This window comes from Reinekea forsetii, from assembly GCF_002795845.1.
GTDB lineage: Bacteria > Pseudomonadota > Gammaproteobacteria > Pseudomonadales > Natronospirillaceae > Reinekea > Reinekea forsetii.
This window is the reverse complement of sequence record NZ_CP011797.1, coordinates 3,115,987-3,135,147: the sequence shown is the minus strand read 5'-3', so window position 1 is coordinate 3,135,147 and position 19,161 is coordinate 3,115,987. Positions and strand designations below refer to the sequence as shown.

Genomic DNA, 19,161 nt, shown 5'->3' with positions numbered 1-19,161 from the left:
ATTACCTCTGAGCCAGTTTTTCGGCGATCGCGTCCATCAATTGACCGCCAATATCGGTGCCATAGGCGTTGTCAATTTCGCGAATGCAGGTCGGACTGGTGATGTTGATTTCGGTCAAATAGTCGCCGATAACATCTAGGCCGGCAAACAGCAGACCCCGGCGAACCAACTCCGGTGCCACCTGATCGGCGATCCAGCGGTCGCGGTCGGTCAGTGGCTGGGCCCGCCCGGTGCCGCCGGCAGCGAGGTTGCCACGGGTCTCGCCCTTGGCGGGCAGACGCGCCAGGCAGTAGTCGACGGGCTTGCCAGCAATCATCAGAATGCGCTTATCGCCCTCTTTAATTTCGGGCAGATACTTTTGCGCCATAATCTGTTGCTGACCATATCGGGTTAGGGTCTCGATGATCACGCTGACATTCGGATCGTCTGCTTTAAGCCGAAAGATCGCGCTGCCGCCCATGCCGTCGAGCGGCTTGAAAATCACATCGTCGTGGGTTTGATGGAAGGCGCGTAGCAGGGTGCTGTCGCGACTCACCAGATGAGCTGGGGCGCACTGGGGGAACTCGGTGGCAAAGACTTTCTCGTTGCAATCACGCAGGCTCTGTGGCCGATTGACGACCAGGGTACCGCTGGCTTCGGCCCGTTCCAGGATATAAGTTGCGTAAATATATTCGGTGTCAAAGGGTGGGTCTTTGCGCATCAGGATGACGTCAAAGTCGCTCAGTTTCATGGCCACAGCTTGTTCCAACTGATAGAACTGGCTCGGGTCACGAAAGACCGTCAGCGGCGCGGCCTGGCCCATGGCCACGCCGTCTGCCAAATAGAGATCGGCCAAGGTCAGGTAGTAGAGCTCCCAGCCCCTATCGGCCGCAGCCCATAACATGGCTAGAGAACTGTCTTTTTTGTAATTTACTTGTTCGATGGGGTCCATGACGATTGCGACTTTAATGCTCATGCAGAATCCTGATCCTAGTGTCGATGGTGTGGGCTTTAGTTTAAAGGAAACCCGCCTGAGTCAATATAACTTTCTTTGACATCGATAATGGCGACGTCTGAAAAACTGTGCTAAAAATTATGGACCTAGACTCGCTCGAATTGGGTAAAAAAACCTATAGAGAAACATAGTAGTCTCTTTCCTTACGCTATTCGTGTTTTTTCAACTAACATTAGATTATGAGCGCAACATTAAGCAGCCTTACCCCTGGGAAGACCTATGGATACGAGTTTTGAAAATCTGAAAGTCATGGTGATTGACGACTCCAAGACAATTCGACGCACGGCAGAGACACTCCTCAAAAAGGTCGGCTGTGATGTTATTACCGCCACGGATGGTTTTGATGCCCTCGCCAAAATCGCCGATTCAAAGCCAGATATAATCTTTGTGGATATTATGATGCCCCGCTTAGACGGTTATCAAACCTGCGCCCTAATTAAGAACAACAGCGCCTTTAAAGAGACGCCGGTCATTATGCTGTCCAGTAAAGACGGACTGTTCGATAAGGCCAAAGGACGCATCGTCGGTAGTGACCAATATCTTACCAAGCCATTTGGTAAAGAAGAATTATTGGGTGCCATCCGCGACTATGTTAAGTAATGCGATTTAATTAAACAGCCTGTATTGCTGAAGTGAAGGGTTCTATATGCCTCGTGTATTAATTGTTGATGACTCACCGACCGAAACCTATGCTTTTCAGGGCATGCTGGAGAAGCATGCCTTTGAAGTGTTTACCGCCGACAATGGCGCCGACGGGGTCGCCTTGGCGCGTCAAGAGCTGCCGGATGTGGTCTTGATGGACATCGTAATGCCCGGTTTAAATGGCTTTCAAGCCACCCGCCAACTGACCAAGGGCGCCGATACCGCGCATATACCGGTGGTTATTGTCACTACCAAGGATCAAGAGACGGATCGCGTCTGGGGTCGGCGTCAAGGGGCTTCCGGTTATCTGGTCAAGCCCGTCTCCGAAGAAGAGCTGCTCAGAACCATAGAAGCCGTGATGTCCGGCCAAACCCTAGGATAATGGTAATGTCCGATCGATCACCCATTTTGATCCTGCGCGAACTCGAAGCCCGCATCCGAGCTAAGGTGGTTGGGCTGCCGGAGCAGGAAAAGATATCGGAAACCTGGAGTGGCATCGGATTCCGCATGGGACAGCATTATTTTGTCTCCTCCATGGCGGAGGTCACCGAATTGCTGCGTGTCCCCGCGCACACCCGTCTACCCAATGTAAAGCCTTGGGTTTTGGGGGTATCCAATATCCGCGGCCGGTTAATTCCGATCATCGATTTAAACAGTTTTTTTGCCTATGACAGTACCGAGCCAATTCGCAGTCGGCGGATCCTAGTAATAGACCACCAGGGCCAGCCCGACGGCTTGGTAGTCGATGGTGTCGAAGGCATGCAGTACTTTGTGGCCGACTCCTTTAACGAGGTGGTGCCCGAATTACCGGATGAACTAAAGCCCTTCATTGTGGGGCATTTTGTTAAGGATCGAAAAGTATGGTCACGCTTCAGTATGAAAACGCTGGGCGACCATGAACAGTTTCAAGAAGTGGCAGTCTAGGTCCCCTTTTATTGAAATACACCATTAGATAAGCAGATGGCAGCCTGAGGCCAAACTGGAGCGAAATATGAAGCAAAGAGCCGGAAACCTTTTAACGATTTTGGGTACTAACCGACTTCTCAGCACGCTGCTGATCGGTTTGGGTTTGGTGATTGTGGCCTCTGTTGCGGTCTTTATTGAGGTCAGCGAACTGACCAAAAATGACCAGGAGTTTTTGGAAAATGCCGGCGAACTGAGAGTTCTGTCGCAGGAAATAGCCAAGAATGCCTCGGAAGCCTCGGCCGGTAAGGACGAAGCCTTTGCCTTATTGCAGCGCGCCAGTTCGGAATTTGAGATTCGCTGGAACTATATATTAGAGGGTGACAGAGCCAGCAAGCTGCCAGCCATTGGCGCGCATGCGCCGAGGGTGAACGTCAATGACCTGGGCAACGTCTGGTTGCAAGTCCGTGACGCCTCTGGCCTGATTGTCGCATCGCGTGAGACCATCTTGGCACTGCACGATACGGCCAATACCCTGGCCGAGCGCATCCCTGAATTGCAGGTTGAATACGACGGGGTGGTCGAAATCCTCTTAGAAGACGGCGCCGGTGCGACACAGGTGGCCGTTGCTCAGCGCCAATCCTGGCTGGCCGAGCGCATCATTCGCTCTATCAACAAGGTCCTAGTGGGTGGCGAGGGCGCGGTCATGGCGGCAGATTCCTTCGAGCGGGATGCGATTCTGTTCGAACGGGTGCTCGATGGTATGCGTTTCGGCAATACCAATATGGACATAGCCAAGTTAGACGATCCCGAAGCTGCGGTCTCGTTGGAGCGTATTGCGAGCATCTTCGATGTGGTGTCTGGTTCAGTCAAGCAGATCATGGCGACGTCGCCAGAGTTGTTTCGGGTGCGCGAAGCCTCGGGTAATATTTTTTCCGATTCGCAAGTGTTACTGGAGCTGTCCTCGGCGCTGGCCGACGAGATTCAGGACGCCAGCGATACCCGCTTTGTCAGCCAAAGCTGGGTTGAGGTCTTGGGTCTATTAGCCCTGGTGTTGATCGCCGGCGCGGTATTCGTGATTATTCGGGATACTCAGAGCGACTTACAGCAAACGGCTGAAACCAATGAACAAAACCAAAATGCGATCTTGCGTCTACTCGATGAATTGGCCGACTTGGCTGATGGCGATCTGACCACCCAGGCCACGGTAACGGAAGACTTTACCGGAGCGATCGCCGACTCGATCAACTTCGCGATCGATCAGATGCGCTCGCTGGTCTCGTCTATTAACACCACGGCCGTGCAGGTTTCCTCCGCGGCGCAGGAAACCCAGGCAACGGCCATGCATTTGGCCGAAGCCTCTGAACATCAGGCGCAAGAGATAGCCGGTGCTTCGGCGGCGGTCAACGAGATGGCCGTGTCCATCGACCAGGTGTCCGCCAACGCGGCGGAATCGGCGGCGGTTGCCGAGCGCTCGGTGGCGATCGCTAAGAAAGGCTCCGACGTGGTGCAAGCCACGATCAACGGCATGGATAATATTCGCGAACAGATTCAGGAGACCTCAAAGCGGATCAAACGCTTGGGTGAGTCCTCACAGGAAATTGGCGACATCGTTTCGTTGATTAACGACATCGCCGACCAAACCAACATTCTCGCCTTGAACGCCGCGATTCAGGCATCGATGGCCGGTGATGCCGGTCGGGGTTTTGCGGTGGTCGCCGATGAAGTACAGCGCTTGGCGGAACGATCGTCAGCGGCAACGAAACAGATTGGTGCCTTGGTCAAGACGATTCAGAACGATACCAATGAAGCCGTTATCTCGATGGAACAAACGGTCGCCGAAGTGGTGCGCGGTGCTCGTCTGGCGCAAGACGCCGGTGTGGCATTGGAAGAAATCGAAAGCGTCTCGAAAAACCTCGCCGACCTAATCCAAAATATTTCCAACGCGGCACGCCAGCAGGCCTCCTCGGCCGGTCATATTTCCAATACGATGAACGTAATTCAGGAAATCACCTCGCAAACATCAGCCGGAACCACCGCAACCGCACGCTCCATTGGTAACCTAGCGCAACTGGCCAATGATCTGCAGTCCTCCGTAGCCGGCTTTAAGTTGCCCGAAAACGATGATGATTTGGAGAACTTCACCATGCCTGGCCTCGACGAGGGCAGGGTGTCGGTCGGTTAGGGCGATAACCGCAGCAATAAGGTTGGGTTATGGTTAGGTTGGTTAAACAAGCGCCGGCGTTGTCGGATGTTGCCTTTGCCAAATGGCAAGACATCATTGAGGACCGTCTGGGTTTGCAATTGCCTGAGCAGCGCCGCAGTTTCCTGAAAACCTGCTTAGCAATGCGGATGCGGGAGATCGGCTTCAGCGACTATTTGACTTACTTTAACTACGTTCGCAGTGGCGATGCCGGCCTAATTGAATGGAACTGCCTGATCGATCGCTTAACGGTCCAGGAAACACGGTTCTTTCGCGATCCAGAGGCCTTTGCCCTGGTGCGCGATCACCTTCAAAGGTGCTGCGACGCCGGAAGAGGGCCGCTGAGCTTGTGGAGTGTGGGTTGTTCTAGTGGCGAAGAAACCTACAGTTTGGCCATGTTAACGGCCGAGGTGCTGGAACAGACCGATCGTCGACCACGCTTGCGCTTCGGTGTGACCGGTACCGACGTGAGTCGCAATGCCTTGGATCAGGCGCGCGCCGGTGTCTATGGTCGACGCCGGGTTGAGCTGGTCGATGAACGCTTGGAACAACGGTATTTTGAACAGAGTGAAGACCATTATCAAGTTGTGCAGGCCGTCCGAGATAGGGTGTGTTTTGTTCGACTAAACCTTTTGGAGTTGGCGCGTTCACCACTGCGAAATCTGGATCTGATCTATTGTCAGAATGTTCTGATCTATTTTCGCAAATGGCGTAGAAAAGACATTGTTACTGAGTTGGCAGATCGATTGGCGCCCGGGGGTATGTTGGTACTCGGGCTTGGAGAGATGGGCGATTGGTCTCATCCGGCTCTGACCCGAGTTCCAAGTGAACGCGCGTTAGCTTATTTAAAACGTAAATAGACACGGGGAAATCGGCATGGCAGATCGCCGAGATTATGTGGCCCTTGAATGGGTCAAAGGTGAGATTTTCGAAACGTTAAAGCAGACGCGCTTTGCGCTTGAGGCGTTCGTTGCAGCACCGGATGATACTAATCGCCTGGAGTTCAGCTTGTCATACATTCATCAGGTGTATGGCACATTACAGATGGTTGAATTCAGCGGTGCTGCGTTGCTGGCTCATGAGATGGAACAGCTCAATCAAGCTATGATCGACGCTACCGTGCCGAGCAGCAGCGACAATCTAGCGCTGTTAATGCAAGCGATTATTCAGCTGCCCAACTATCTGGATCAATTGAAACAAGGTCAGCACGATTTGCCGATTGTCTTGCTACCGCTGCTGAATGACTTACGGGCTGCGCGCGGCGCCGCCTTGTTAACGGAAACCTCCCTGTTTGCCCCTGATTTGGCCGCCGCTCGGCGTCTCGCGGGCGAGCCCGAGGTATCCCGATTTGGCAAGACGCAGACCGCCCAGTTAGTGCGTAAATTGCGACAGATGTATCAATTGGCACTGTTAGGCTGGCTAAAAGGCGAAGACTTGGACCACAGTCTCGATTTTTTGGCCAAGGCCGTTGGTCGCGTTGCCGCCTTGACTGAGCGCGCGCCGATAGGCTCGCTATGGCAAGTTGTGGATGCCTTTGTGACCGGTTTGAAGACCGGTAAAATCGATCGCTCCTCGGCCACTGTGCAGGTGCTGCGCGACGTCGATGGTCAGCTTAAGGGCCTGTCACAAGACCCTTTGACAGTGGCCCAGAGTTTCCCCTCGGATCGCATCCTGAAAAATCTATTGTTCTACATCGCCAAGATTGGGCCCTCGAACATTGATCGCATTGATCAGGTCCAGCGTCGCTATCGCCTAGTAGATGCCTTACCGCCGAGCCATGAGGTTGAGTCGCAACGGGCCCGATTAGCCGGACCGGATCGGACCGCGGTCGACAATGTCATGACCGCTCTGCTGGAAGAGCTCGCTCGGCTCAAGGATACGCTCGATCTGATGGTGCGCGGCCAGAGCAAAGATCCCAATCGTCTCAGTGACCTTAAGCTTCCCATTGTGCATCTATGCGATACCCTAGCGCTGGTTGGACTGACGAATCCGCGCCGGGTCTTGAGCGAACAGTTGGCTATTATCGGTCAGGCTGAGGGCCAGCCGACGCTGATCAACGACGCCATGCTGATGGATATAGCCGGTGCCTTTTTGTACGTTGAAGCGACCCTGAATGGTATCGGGGTCGACTCCGATCTCAACAGCGCGTCGGATCAGGCCGATGATATTAGCGATGCCCATCGAGCGGTGTTGCGTGAAGCCCGGACCGGCATCGAGCAGGTTAAGAGCGCTGTGGTCGAATATATCGCCGGCCACTTTAACCCAACGCTCTTGGCCGATGTACCTGCCATCCTAGGGGCCGTGCGCGGGGGCTTGGCCATAGTGCCGCTGATCGATGCAGCCCAAGTGCTGACGTCGGTGCACACCTATGTGCAGAACCGGTTAATTGCCGAGAACTATCAACCGACCTGGCAAGAGATGGACGCACTGGCCGATGCGCTGGTGGGCGTGGAATATTATCTGGAGCGAATCTCCCAAGACGGACCGGGCACCAATCTCGAGATTTTAACGCGCGCGATCCACTCTCTTGCCAGCTTAGGCTTAACGGTGGATTTGAACCGGATTGCGCAGGATCAAGACGCGCCAATCAGCTCCGAGAGCCAGGTCCCGAACGGGCTGGAAACCGACGCGTCGGTCGACGATAACGACGTTTTGACCGTGATCGATGAGTGGCAGAGCGTCGAGCCTGTCCTCAACACGCCCGACCTCTCTGAACCTGAGCCCCTGCAAGAGCTGTCTTGGGACACGGTGATTGAGTTGGATGAAGCCGAGGTGGCCGAATTTACGCTCGAGCACGAAGATGCGAATAATCTGCAGAGCGAATTTGATGAAGTTGAATTTGAACGTGACCTAACCTTAGATTCGGCCGACATTCTGCCCGAAGCGGCAGCCGCTATCGCCGAACTCGACGCCGACAGCCCAATAATAGTCGAACCGACGCCCCTGGTGGAGCCTGCCGAGTCGAATGAGCTAAATGAGGCAGATCAAGCAGATGAAGGAGACGACGATGACCTAATCGATGACGAAATTCTCGAGATCTTCGTTGAGGAAGCCGAAGAGGTCATGGCCGTCATCAATGAATTTGTCCCTCAATATAAGGCCGACCGTAGCAATCAGGCAGCCCTGACCGAATTCCGTCGTGCTTTTCATACGCTCAAAGGCAGCGGTCGAATGGTCCGTGCGACCGTGGTCGGTGAAACCGCGTGGGCCGTGGAAAACATGCTCAACCGCATGATCGACGGATCCATCCCCTACAGTGCCGATCTGATTCGCGTCGTGGAGGAAGTAGCGGCCGCGGTGCCGGCCTTGGTCAAGGCATTTGAGACCAAGCAGTCACCCGATGTTGCAGGCGCGGACCAGTTAGCACAACGCGCCCATGCCATCGCCAAGGGTGAACCGGTGTCCTGGCCCGATCAGACGCTATTGGCTCCGGAGCCCGATCCGCTGGATGTGCCCGACCCGACTCTAGCGCTGGATTCGGAGCTCGATCTCGACTTGGATCTGGACGCGAATGCGCAGGATAGCTACCTTATCGAGCTGACCGACACTGAAGCAGCCGAAGTGGATGCAGATATCACCCCGTTCGAGGGCGACCCCTTCGGTATCATGGATACCGAGTTGGAGGACCTATACGAACGTGAGGCCCTCGACGGCCCACTCGACGCCGAGCAGAGCCAGGACGAAGCCAATGGGCCGGCGCAGCGCGATGCCGACAAGTCGGACGATAACGACACCAACCTGCTGCGCATCTTTAAAAATGAACTCGACTCCCATTTGGAATTTGTCGATAACTATCTAGCCGACAGTCCCTTAGGCCGCAAATTACCCGACGCCCTCCAGCGCGCCTTACACACCATGAAGGGCTCTGCGCATATGGCGAGCATGGACCGCATTGCAGAGGCGGTTACGCCGCTGGAACTGTTGGTCAAGGATCTGCAAGAACGCGGTGATTTGGCGACGCCGGCGTTTCTGTCCGTGCTCAGCGCCATGGTGGTGTTGGTAAAAGAGTCGGCCGGTATAGATCCGGCGGGACCGGCCGCGGCGTCGATCGAGGGTTATATTGAACAGGTCAACACCCTGCGCCGTAACCTACTGGCAGCGGATGACGCCAGCGAAGACGACGATGTTAGCCTGTTGTCGATCTTTTTATCCGAGAGTATGGATATCGTCATGGATGCCGAGGGCATCCTCGATCAATGGCGCCAGAGCGGGGATCCCGGCAAGGCGCCTGAGACCTTGGTGCGCGAACTCGATACCCTAGCCAATGCCGCGCTTGCGGTCGACCTCCTGCCCCTCTCGCAGTTAAGTACGCAACTGCGCGCGCTCTATTTAGCCGCAGACGCCAATGCCTTCATGCTCGGTGAGAAGTTCTTCAGCCTGGCTCATGATGGCCATGAATCGTTGATTTCGATGATGGATCGCCTGGCAGCCGGGCAGTCCATTCGCACCGATGCGCTCTTTTCGGAACGTCTGCAACAGCTCTATGAGGTGTTTGCCATGCCTTACGAGGTTATTGAGCCGCCTCGTTCGCGCGCGCCAGCCGCGGCACCGATCGAACCGCCCCAGGCAGCGTATAGCGCGCCGCCGAGTCTTGAACACGTTCCGGCGCAGCGTTATGCGGTTGAGGGTGACGCCGAATTGGTGGAAATCTTCTTGGAAGAGGCCAATGACATACTGGAAAGTATTCAGCAATCGTTGGAAGCCTGGGTTCAGGATCCGCAAAACACCATCGAGGTCGAGGCCTTACAGCGCGATTTACATACCCTCAAGGGGGGCGCGCGCATGGCCGAGATACTTCCGCTCGGCGACCTAGCCCACGAACTGGAATTTCTCTATGAGGGTTTGGCCCAGGGGCAATACCAAAGTTCTGCCGGCCTAATCAGTCTGTTGCAGCAGTGCCACGATCGACTGGCCACCATGGTCGGCGATATCGAGTCGAGCATGAGTTGCTTGTCCGCACCGGACCTGGTCGCAGCCATCGGTCATTTCCGTAAACATCCAGGCGCGCCCGCCCAGCCAGTGATCCTAACGCCGGCAATAGAGCAGAGCGTCGAACCTGAACCCGAACCCGAACCCGAACCCAAACCTGAATCGGCACCGGAACCGCCGCTCGAGTCATCGACCCCGACCGCGTCGCAGATGGCTGTCGTAGAGCCGCTTTCGGCGGATCTGGATTTCGATATATTGGCAATATTTATCGAGGAGGCGGGTGAGCTGTTAAATGAATTGGAAAATGCCATCGAAGAGTGGCGCTCCGATACCCTGAATGAAGCCCATGCCGATGAGATGAAACGGGTGCTGCACACCCTAAAAGGTGGCTCGCGTCTGGCGCGTTTGAAAGACTTGGGCGATAAGAGTCACGATTTTGAGAGTCATATTACGCGCGCCCAACAACAAAAAATCCCATTGGATGATGCCTTTTTTATCGGCATCTTGGCACGTCAAGATGAGATGGTACGCAATATCGAGCAGCTACAGGCACTCATTGACCAGCAGGAAAACGACGGCGAGGGCGGTTTTGGGCCCAGCGTGATTCAGATGGCGTCCGCGCAGGATCCTGACGAACCGCCCGTACCTAATTTCGCACCACCACCGGTCACTGAGCGAGCGCCGGCCTCGGACGAGGAGCCCGTTTCGGCCCAGGTTTTGCCCTTCAAAGCCAATTCGCCAGTCATCCCAAAAGCCGCGCAGGATGGCGTCGCGGTGCGCCGTGCCCAGCCACAAGAGACGGTCAAGGTGGCCGCCAACCTACTCGAAGGTCTGGTCAACCTAGCCGGTGAAACGTCGATTTCTCGGGCTCGGCTGGAGCAGGAAGTCAGCGATTTCTCCTATACCCTGGTCGATATGGATCAAACCATCGATCGACTGCGCGACCATGTTCGCCGGCTCGATATGGAAACCGAAGCGCAGATAGTATTTCGTCAAGAACGCGCCGAAGAAACCAACTATGAAGATTTCGATCCGCTGGAGATGGACCGATATTCGCAAATACAGCAACTGTCCCGGTCGCTGATGGAAGCCACCTATGACTTGCAGGATATTAAAACCACGCTGACCGATAAGACGCGCGACGCTGAGACCATTCTGTTGCAACAGAGTCGCATTAATACCGAATTACAAGAAGGCCTGATGCGCACGCGCATGGTGCCGTTTAATCGGTTAGTCCCTCGATTGCGGCGTATCGTCCGACAGGTGGCTGGCGATCTCGCCAAGGACGTCGACTTTATTGTCGGTAACGCCGAAGGGGAGGTTGATCGGACCGTCTTGGAACGGATGATTGCACCGCTCGAACACCTGCTGCGCAACGCCGTTGACCACGGCATCGAGCGCCCCGACGATCGGCTCGCGGCCAATAAACCTCGCCTGGGTAAGGTGGCTCTGGAGCTGTCCCGCGAAGGCAGCGATATCGTCCTGAGCTTGGCAGATGACGGTCAGGGTATCGATGTTGAACGCATTCGAGCCAAGGCGATCGAACGGGGTTTGATGAAGGCCGAATCGGATCTGAACGAAGCCGAGATCATGCAGTTTATTTTGGAGGCCGGTTTTAGTACCGCCGATAAGGTGACCCAAATTTCCGGTCGTGGCGTCGGCATGGACGTGGTCAACTCTGAGGTTAAACAATTGGGGGGCTCGATCTTTATCGACTCCCAACTGGGCCGTGGCACCGCCTTTGTTATCAGGCTGCCCTTTACCGTATCGGTCAATCGGGCGTTGATGGTCAATACGCTTGACGATCTGTATGCCCTGCCGCTGACCTCGATTGAGGGCATCGTACGGGTAACCCCCAAGCAGTTGGCCGAATACTATCAGCCCAATGCGCCTTTGTTCGAATACAACGGTAAGCGTTATCGACTGGAATATATGGGTTCCTTGCTGCACACCGGCGCGCGACCCAATGTCGCCGCGATGGAAAGCTCGGCCCCTCTGGTCTTGGTTAAGGGCAGTGATGAGCGCCATTCCATGGCATTGCATGTCGATCGTTTGATGGGCTCGAAAGAGATCGTGGTGAAGACACTCGGTGCTCAATTCAGCAAGCTGCAGGGCGTGTCCGGTGCCACCATTCTCGGTGATGGCTCGGTGGTGGTTATTCTCGATCTGGCGGCCCTAATTCGATCTGAGTTGGTGATTGAACATCAGAACGCCATGTCCTTGATGCAGATGAGCGCAGAGCTGGAACGCAAGAAAGAAGGCCCGCCACGCATAATGGTGTGCGACGATTCAGTCACCGTGCGCAAGGTGACCAGTCGCTTACTGGAGCGCAATGGCATGGAGGTGCTGTTGGCCAAGCACGGAGCTGATGCGATCAACCAAATGATTGACGAGATACCGGATCTGATCCTACTCGATATCGAGATGCCCTATATGGATGGCTTTGAGGTAGCCTCACGGGTGCGTCATGATGAACGTCTGCGCCATATCCCAATTATCATGATCACCTCGCGCACCGGCAGTAAGCATCGCGAGCGGGCCCTGTCGATCGGAGTGAACGATTATATGGGTAAGCCGTTCCAGGAAGGCCCACTGTTGGACGCCATTGAACGGTTGTTAAAGGGGTAATGGGCCTAAGGTGATGAAGGGCAAGCACAACCGCGTTGGCATCATTGCCTCGACCGCCTTAGCTCAGCATCAGTTGGAATGGGTCATTGCCGATGCCGGTTACGAAGTGGCGGTGAATACCTCGCCAGAGCGTCTCAATAAGCTTTTCTTGGCCAATGAAACGATCCGTTTATGGGTGGTCGAGTTAGCCGAGGACGGACAATGGAGCGAGCTATTACAGGATATTCTCGATCTAACCCAGGCCCCTATCTTGTTTGGTGACGGCCAGATACCGGCCAAAAATCATCAAGATTACCCCCGCTGGTGCAAACGCATGCAAAAAAAAATGCATGCCTTTGCACCGGTTTTGCAAGCGGCGGTCAGCGCGCCCCAATTTGACCTCGATGTACTGATGCGCTGCGTTGAAAAACCGCGCTTCGAATTGCCGGAGTCATTAAAGAATGCACCCAATCCGGACTTAGGCCCGATCTGGGTGTTGTGCGCGTCCTTGGGCGGTCCGCAAGCGGTTAAGGATTTTCTCGATCTGTTGCCGCTCGACATACCGGCCACCTTTTTGTATGCCCAGCATATAGATGCCGGCTGTTTAGCGGCCTTGGTGCAGTCGGTTGGTCGTCACGCCGCGCTGACTATGACCTATGCCGAACACGGCCTGTCATTGGTCAATGGCCAGGTGGCTGTGGTGCCAGTAGATCACGAGATTCTGTTTGCCAACCATCCAGCGGTACTCTGGCAGGACCGAGAATGGAGCGGCCCCTACGGTCCCAGTCACGATCAGTTATTGAAAAACGCTGCCGAGCATTTCGGTCGTCAATGCAACGCGATTATCTTCAGCGGTATGGGCAGCGATGGCACCCTGGGTTCGGCCCTGGTTAAGGAGATGGGTGGCACCGTATGGGCCCAGGCCACCGAGAGTTGTGTGCAAAGTTCAATGCCCGATGCCGCTGACCAAGCCGGCAGCGTCGATTGGCGCGGTTCCCCGGCTCAATTGGCCGAAAAATTAATCGTCTGGCTGGCGCAGCGACAAACGCAAACGGCCTAGCTTAAGGAAAAATCCTATGAAAACGCCATCACAACTCAAGGCACAGTCCATAACGGATTTGGTCGCCAGTCTCTTGATTCCGGTGCACAATAAAAGTCTGCTGGTGCCCAATATTGTTATCGCCGAGGTGGTCGCCCTGCAGATGATCAGCCCATTGCCCGAGGCGCCGTCGTGGGCGCTCGGTTCAATCCTGTGGCGTGGTGAGCAGGTTCCGGTGATGAGTTTTGAAATTGCCAACAGCGAAATCCATGGCCGCGATTCCGAACAGGCCCGCCTCGCGGTGCTCAATGCGGCCAGCGGTCAGTCGCGCTTTAAATATTTTGCTATTTTGGTGCAGGGCATTCCGCGCATGATCAAGTTAACCGCGGCAGACGTGCAAGAGGACAAACTGGCCAGTTTGGGGCAGGGCGAAAGGATGGCTGTTATCACGCAACTAGGTAAGGCGGTTATTCCAGACATGGATTACCTCGAAGCGCTCTTGGACAAGCTCTAAACGTTCGCGGCCGTCCGGTCGGCGCAACAGGATCGGGGCGTCGCTAGAGGTCTGCTTGGGCGGCATGAATGCGCCGTTCGAGTTTCAATTTAAACTGCAGGTAATGCATCGTTTGGTCCCGGCCCAGGGGTAGGTGGTCAATTACCGCAGACGTTAAGGCCAGGTCGATGATGTAGATCTCCGGGTTCGCTCGCGAGGGGTCCAAACCGAGCCCATAGGACGCGATTGCGCGGTAAAATAAGTCGCCCCAGGCCGGGCTGTGAAATTCTTGCTCACCACAGACCACTCGATAGTCATAACCACCCTGTGCAGACAGTGTGACAGTCACCCCGATGCCGATAAAGTGCGCAGCCTGGGCCCAATCATTGAGCCCTGTTTTCTTCAGATCAAAGCGCCCCGGGCTGCGCTCAATTTGCACGAAATGGTTGTCCGCCTTGGGTTTGCGGTCATCTATGCCGGAGCGGCGCTGATCGGTGGCGTGCAAAAACTGCAACAACGGCGCCCACAGGGTTGCCAGATTGCGCACTGGCTGTTTGAAAACCAGCAACGAGCCTTGCTCATCGATTAGATACAGGGTCGCCTGCTGGTGGCGTTTTTCACAGGCCAACAGAACGGCATGCGGGCGGTGTAAACGGTAGAGTTTGGCCCAGAGGGGGTGATCCAGAGCAAACTGGCGATCGAAGATAAGCCGGCTATAGTCCGCCTGTTCAAGCGCCAGTTGCATTCGAAGCTCGTCCAGACTGTCGGTCGGAACATAGCCAATCGTTCGGTTATGGGCCTGATAGAGCAAATAGCGATTGCCAATACGACAGATGAATCGGTTATTTGGTGGCTGTCCGATGCTGCACAATGCCGCCAAAGCAGCTTGCATAAGGGCGTCAACGCGCAGCGCCAATACTGAAGGCTCGACCTGACTGGGACACAGGGTGACCAACGCCGGAAGGTCATCGGGTGCCTGCGCATGGATTCGATTCAGGAGCGATTTCAGCCCCTTGGCCAGCGCATCCTGCGTGGCAAACCGTTCGACCTCGACCTCGCCCCAACTGTTCACCAGTACCTGATCGAGACTGTGCACCGAGCTGTCCGAACGAGACTGGCGCGGATCGCATCCGAGATTAATAATCAGCAAGACCCGAGTCACCCGCGCCGGCCGATCAAAGCAGTGCGCTTCGGTGTGCGGTCTTGGGTTGGGTACCTGGTTTCGAAGCGCAGTCAACGCCGTGCGAACCTCATCGTCGTTGACCTCATGCCGGGCGGGAAAGATGGGAACCTGCAGCGCAGCCGTGAGCAGGCCATTTAGATGGCACCAGAGCAATGCTTCCACCAAACCATTGGCCGATTTGAGTGCTGGGGTACGCGACTGTTGGCTCATCGGCCGATCGTACACGCCCCATTGGTAGACGCCCGGATCTTCTCGGCTGGCGCGTTCATAGAGGTGAACTCGTTGGTTACTGAGGTCGACATCCAAGCCAATGTGGATATAGTTGATCTTACCCTGACGCCGATCGAATGCGGCGTGTAATTTGCGATTGAGGCTCAGTCGGTCCGCTCGAGATAGGCCGTCACTGGGCGGCTGACTGGGCGAATATTGACACAGGGCCCTATAGCTTTGGGTCAGCTCAGCAATTAATAGCCGGCGTTCCGTCAACATATCTTCGATGGTCCACGCTCGGACGGCGTCCAGATGTTTGAGCGCGGCCGCCGACCAACCCCAGGACTGCACCAAGTTGTCCATTAATTCATGGCGCCACCCGAGCGCGTGCGTGCGTTGCGACAGCTTGAGGCCAACCTTGAAATAAAAGCAGCGTCGAATCAACTCCAGCCGCTTAGTTTGGTCATGTGCCAACAGATAGGATTCTATTTTCTGGTACAGCATGACATAGGGATCGAGATCATCGAGCGAGAGCTGCATGCGATAAATTCTGTTTTTATAAGCCTGTGCCAGGCAGTCGATATGGGGCAACTGGCGCGCATAGATTTCCAGTAAAATTAGCATTAATACCGATTGATAGGGCGAGTCGATCGCTTGATAAATTTGCCGAAGGCCGGCGCCGGCAAAATCGTCGCTTGCCAATGCGCCGAGCCCGCCAAAATCGATGCACTGAGATTTATCGACCGCCCCAGTGTGATAAAGCGCCTGCAATGTTGCCGCATAATCGCCTTCATAAGCCGTCGGCACCAACCACCAGGCGGGGTATACACCCGCCAAGACCTGTGCCGTTTGGTAGAATTCATCGAGCCGCCGGCCATCGCTGCCAGATCTTGGGCCTCCGACTGCCGATGAGGGATGTGAGCTCACTTGCCAATGGCGCGCATCCACTAGCACGAAGCGCAGCACCAGATGAAACCCTTGCGCCCACTGGGTGAGTTGGTCGGTCTTTTCCCGCAGCAAAGCCAGCTGTCGGGCCGATAGCGGGGTCTCGAAACAGACCCATATCATCAGCTCGGTGCCAATTGCTTGGCCAATACTGCCACCGGTACCGATCAAATAGAGGCCCGAGATAGCGGCTTTGTGGAGCGCTGGACCCTGGCTCATCAAGCCCCCGGTGAGTCGTTGGGCCGCCTTGAGCAGGCTCTTCGCAGGCTGGTACTGGGCAATGCCGGTTGGACAATGGGGGTCGCCTGAATAGCCCGGTAGGCTCTGATGGCTCAGGTGAAACAACAGCGGTAATAGATCAAAGGCCTGCTGTTGCTTGGGCTTCAAGTCGTCCCGACAACGCGCCAGACGGCCGTCATTTGCCTGCGTAAATCGGCTCAAAACATGTCGAATATGGTCTGCCGAGGCAGCACCACTGTGGATGAAACCAGTCGTGTCTGGGTGGGGCCAGGTATCAGTCATGCGGCAAAGGCCTTTATCCTGAGTCAGGGCACCGGGTTAGGAGACCCGAGCGCATACACTAGCACCCAGCGTAGTTGAGTATTTCCGTTCGGATCTGTTAAAGTTGCCCGTCTCATAAAATAATTAGGCCCAATAGGCTTCTGGCACTAAGATGGGTTAGGCATTTATATGGGCCGTGAACGAGGCCGGGCGGTTATGGCATACCGTCCACCGACTGAAAGTGGGTAATATGACTTCAGAGCATCCAAAAAAACTGCTGGTGGTTGATGATGACCAGGAAATTCGCGAGCTACTCGCCGTTTATCTGCAAAAAAATGGCTTTACCGTCGCCGTGGCCGCAGAAGGTAACGCGATGCGTCACCTTATGGCTGCCGAACAGTTCGATTTAATCGTCCTCGACATCATGCTACCCGGTGACGATGGCTTCGTTCTGTGCCAGGAAATTCGTGCCCAATCTAGCATCCCCATCATTATGCTCACCGCCGGATCCGATGAGACCGATCGCATCATCGGTTTGGAGCTCGGTGCCGATGACTACGTCGGCAAACCCTTCAATCCGCGCGAACTGTTGGCGCGAATCAAAGCGGTCCTGCGCCGTTTTGACGAGACCAAAAGCAAGGTTCAGCCGCTGGATACGCTGCGTTTCGGCGCGTTCACGCTGCACGCCGCGAATCGAGAATTGCAGTATGCTGACGAGCCCCCCGAGTCCTTGAATGGGGCCGATTTCAATCTGTTGCGGTTATTCCTGTCGCGACCGGGCCAGGTATTGAGCCGGGACGATCTGTCCTTGCATCTGCGCGGGCGTGATTCGTCGCCCTTCGACCGTTCCATTGATGTGCAGATCAGTCGGCTGCGTAGCCGCTTGCGCGACGACGGCAAGTCGCCCCAGATGATCAAAACCGTGCGCGGTGCCGGTTATATATTAACCACACCCGTCGAACCGGCTAAGTAGGCCGCCCTTGTTTATGATTTCGTCACTCTATGCCCGCTTCTTGGTCCTGATGGTAGGCGGCCTGATATCGTCCTTTCTGCTCAGCAACTACCTTTGGTATACCGTGCTGGAGTCCAAACGACTGGCACAGGGGCGTGAGATGGCCCGGGACATGGCATTTTCAGTGGGTTCGACGATGGAATTTATTCGTGCCTACCCGACCGAGTATCGCCATATTATTCTCAACCAATTCCGCGATATGGGCGGCTCCCGTTATCTGGTCTCCATTAACAAAAAATTTATCAACATTGACCCCTTCATCGATTCCGATCTAAAGCGAGAGTTTATCGATAACTTCCTCGCGGCCATCGAGGAAAAATTGGGTCAGAGGCTGGAGGGTCTGAGCGTCGAGTTTGCTGATCCGACCGAGTTGCGGGTCTACAAAAACGACATTCGCTTGGTCGATTTGCCGCCCCGTTGGGCGCAAAATACCCTGATCCGTGAGCCTGAATCGGCACCGGTTCTGGTGGCCCAGGTACTGGTCGGTGAGGGTGAATGGCTTTACTTGGCCGGCCTCTTGTCCGACCCCTATTACCTCAATGAGAGTCGCTACTTGGGTGCCGATCAATTGCTGTTCTTATCCATTATGCTCGTCGTCCTGCTGGCAATTAGCTGGGTGCTGGTGCGTTGGTTGACCCGGCCGCTGGTCAAGTTATCGCGCGCGGCACGGCGCTTAGGCACCGATATAGAGTACGATATCCGCTCGCTCCAGATTGAAGGCACCCGAGAGGTGCGCGAAACGGCGATGGCCTTTAACTTTATGCAGGAACGGGTGGTGCGTTTTATTGAGGATCGGGAGCGGATGTTCTCGGCCATTTCCCACGACTTAAAAACCCCCATTACCCGGCTGCGCTTGCGCTCCGAACTGATGGACGACTCCGACACCAAACGCAAGATGATTGGCGATTTGGAGGAACTGGAATCGATGGCGCGCGGCGCACTGGATCTGGGTAAAAGCACCGATATCCACGAAGGGATGCACGCCATCAATATCAATCAACTGATGCGCACTTTTAAAGATGAGTACAAGCTGATGGGTGCCGAGATCGAAATTCGCGGCATCGCAAAACGGCCCTATTTTGGCAAGCCATTGGCGCTCAAACGTTGCATTTCTAACCTGATTAACAATGCTGTTTTCTATGGTAAAAGTTTGCGCCTTGATGTGGTCGACAGTCGCGCTGAAATGAAGATCTACATAGTTGATCAGGGCCCGGGCATTCCCGAGGAGCAGCTCGACAAGGTCTTTGAACCTTACGTGCGGCTCGAAGGATCGCGCAATCGCAACACCGGTGGCGCCGGTTTAGGCTTGAGTATTGCGCGCAACATTGCCCATGCCCATGGCGGGCGTCTAACCTTACGCAATAGGATTGGCTCGGGCCTGGAAGCCGCGGTTATATTGCCGCGCATATGAGCGCGCGTTCTAATTCCTAATTAACAATTAACCCTTAATGGACATTCAACAGCCTTGGCCTTTTCGGCGATCTTGGGTATAGTACCAAG

Annotated in this window: 12 protein-coding genes; 10 read left to right on the top strand and 2 right to left on the bottom strand. The window is 55.1% G+C overall.

Features of this window, described 5'->3' with window-relative positions:
• Position 1 precedes the first annotated feature (1 nt).
• Entirely contained in the window at positions 2–955 is a 954-nt protein-coding gene (gene gshB / locus REIFOR_RS14305) for a glutathione synthase (protein WP_100258214.1), read from the bottom strand.
• 258 nt (positions 956–1,213) lie between these two features.
• Here gshB and pilG point away from each other — a divergent pair, with 258 nt between their 5' ends.
• The 8 genes from pilG (at position 1,214) to REIFOR_RS14265 (ending at position 13,831) form a co-directional block, all read left to right on the top strand.
• Positions 1,214–1,594, top strand: a complete 381-nt coding sequence (pilG, locus tag REIFOR_RS14300) for a twitching motility response regulator PilG (protein WP_100258213.1) — start codon at positions 1,214–1,216, stop codon at positions 1,592–1,594.
• A gap of 46 nt (positions 1,595–1,640) precedes the next feature.
• Positions 1,641–2,018, top strand: a complete 378-nt coding sequence (gene pilH, locus REIFOR_RS14295; protein WP_100258212.1) for a twitching motility response regulator PilH — start codon at positions 1,641–1,643, stop codon at positions 2,016–2,018.
• Positions 2,019–2,023: 5 nt separating this feature from the next.
• Positions 2,024–2,560: a chemotaxis protein CheW gene (locus tag REIFOR_RS14290; RefSeq protein WP_227003697.1), complete on the top strand. Its 537-nt coding sequence runs from the start codon at positions 2,024–2,026 to the stop codon at positions 2,558–2,560.
• 67 nt (positions 2,561–2,627) lie between these two features.
• A complete protein-coding gene (locus tag REIFOR_RS14285; protein ID WP_100258210.1) occupies positions 2,628–4,724 on the top strand; it encodes a methyl-accepting chemotaxis protein in 2,097 nt (698 codons plus the stop codon).
• A 29-nt stretch (positions 4,725–4,753) separates the two neighbouring features.
• Positions 4,754–5,602, top strand: a complete 849-nt coding sequence (locus REIFOR_RS14280) for a CheR family methyltransferase (protein ID WP_100258209.1) — start codon at positions 4,754–4,756, stop codon at positions 5,600–5,602.
• A gap of 16 nt (positions 5,603–5,618) precedes the next feature.
• Positions 5,619–12,299, top strand: coding sequence for an Hpt domain-containing protein (locus REIFOR_RS14275; RefSeq protein ID WP_100258208.1), 6,681 nt, complete (start codon positions 5,619–5,621; stop codon positions 12,297–12,299).
• Positions 12,300–12,312: 13 nt separating this feature from the next.
• Positions 12,313–13,338, top strand: coding sequence for a chemotaxis protein CheB (locus REIFOR_RS14270; RefSeq protein WP_100258207.1), 1,026 nt, complete (start codon positions 12,313–12,315; stop codon positions 13,336–13,338).
• Positions 13,339–13,354: 16 nt separating this feature from the next.
• Positions 13,355–13,831, top strand: a complete 477-nt coding sequence (locus tag REIFOR_RS14265) for a chemotaxis protein CheW (protein WP_100258206.1) — start codon at positions 13,355–13,357, stop codon at positions 13,829–13,831.
• 43 nt (positions 13,832–13,874) lie between these two features.
• Here the strand turns inward: REIFOR_RS14265 and REIFOR_RS14260 are convergent, their stop codons facing one another.
• Positions 13,875–16,670, bottom strand: coding sequence for a class I adenylate cyclase (locus REIFOR_RS14260; protein ID WP_100258205.1), 2,796 nt, complete (start codon positions 16,668–16,670; stop codon positions 13,875–13,877).
• Between the two features lie 229 nt (positions 16,671–16,899).
• Here REIFOR_RS14260 and REIFOR_RS14255 point away from each other — a divergent pair, with 229 nt between their 5' ends.
• Both REIFOR_RS14255 and REIFOR_RS14250 read left to right on the top strand, forming a co-directional pair.
• Entirely contained in the window at positions 16,900–17,622 is a 723-nt protein-coding gene (locus REIFOR_RS14255; RefSeq protein ID WP_100258204.1) for a response regulator, read from the top strand.
• 13 nt (positions 17,623–17,635) lie between these two features.
• On the top strand, positions 17,636–19,072 hold the full coding sequence (locus REIFOR_RS14250) for an ATP-binding protein (protein WP_100258203.1): 1,437 nt from the start codon (positions 17,636–17,638) through the stop codon (positions 19,070–19,072).
• The last annotated feature ends 89 nt before the right edge of the window (positions 19,073–19,161 follow it).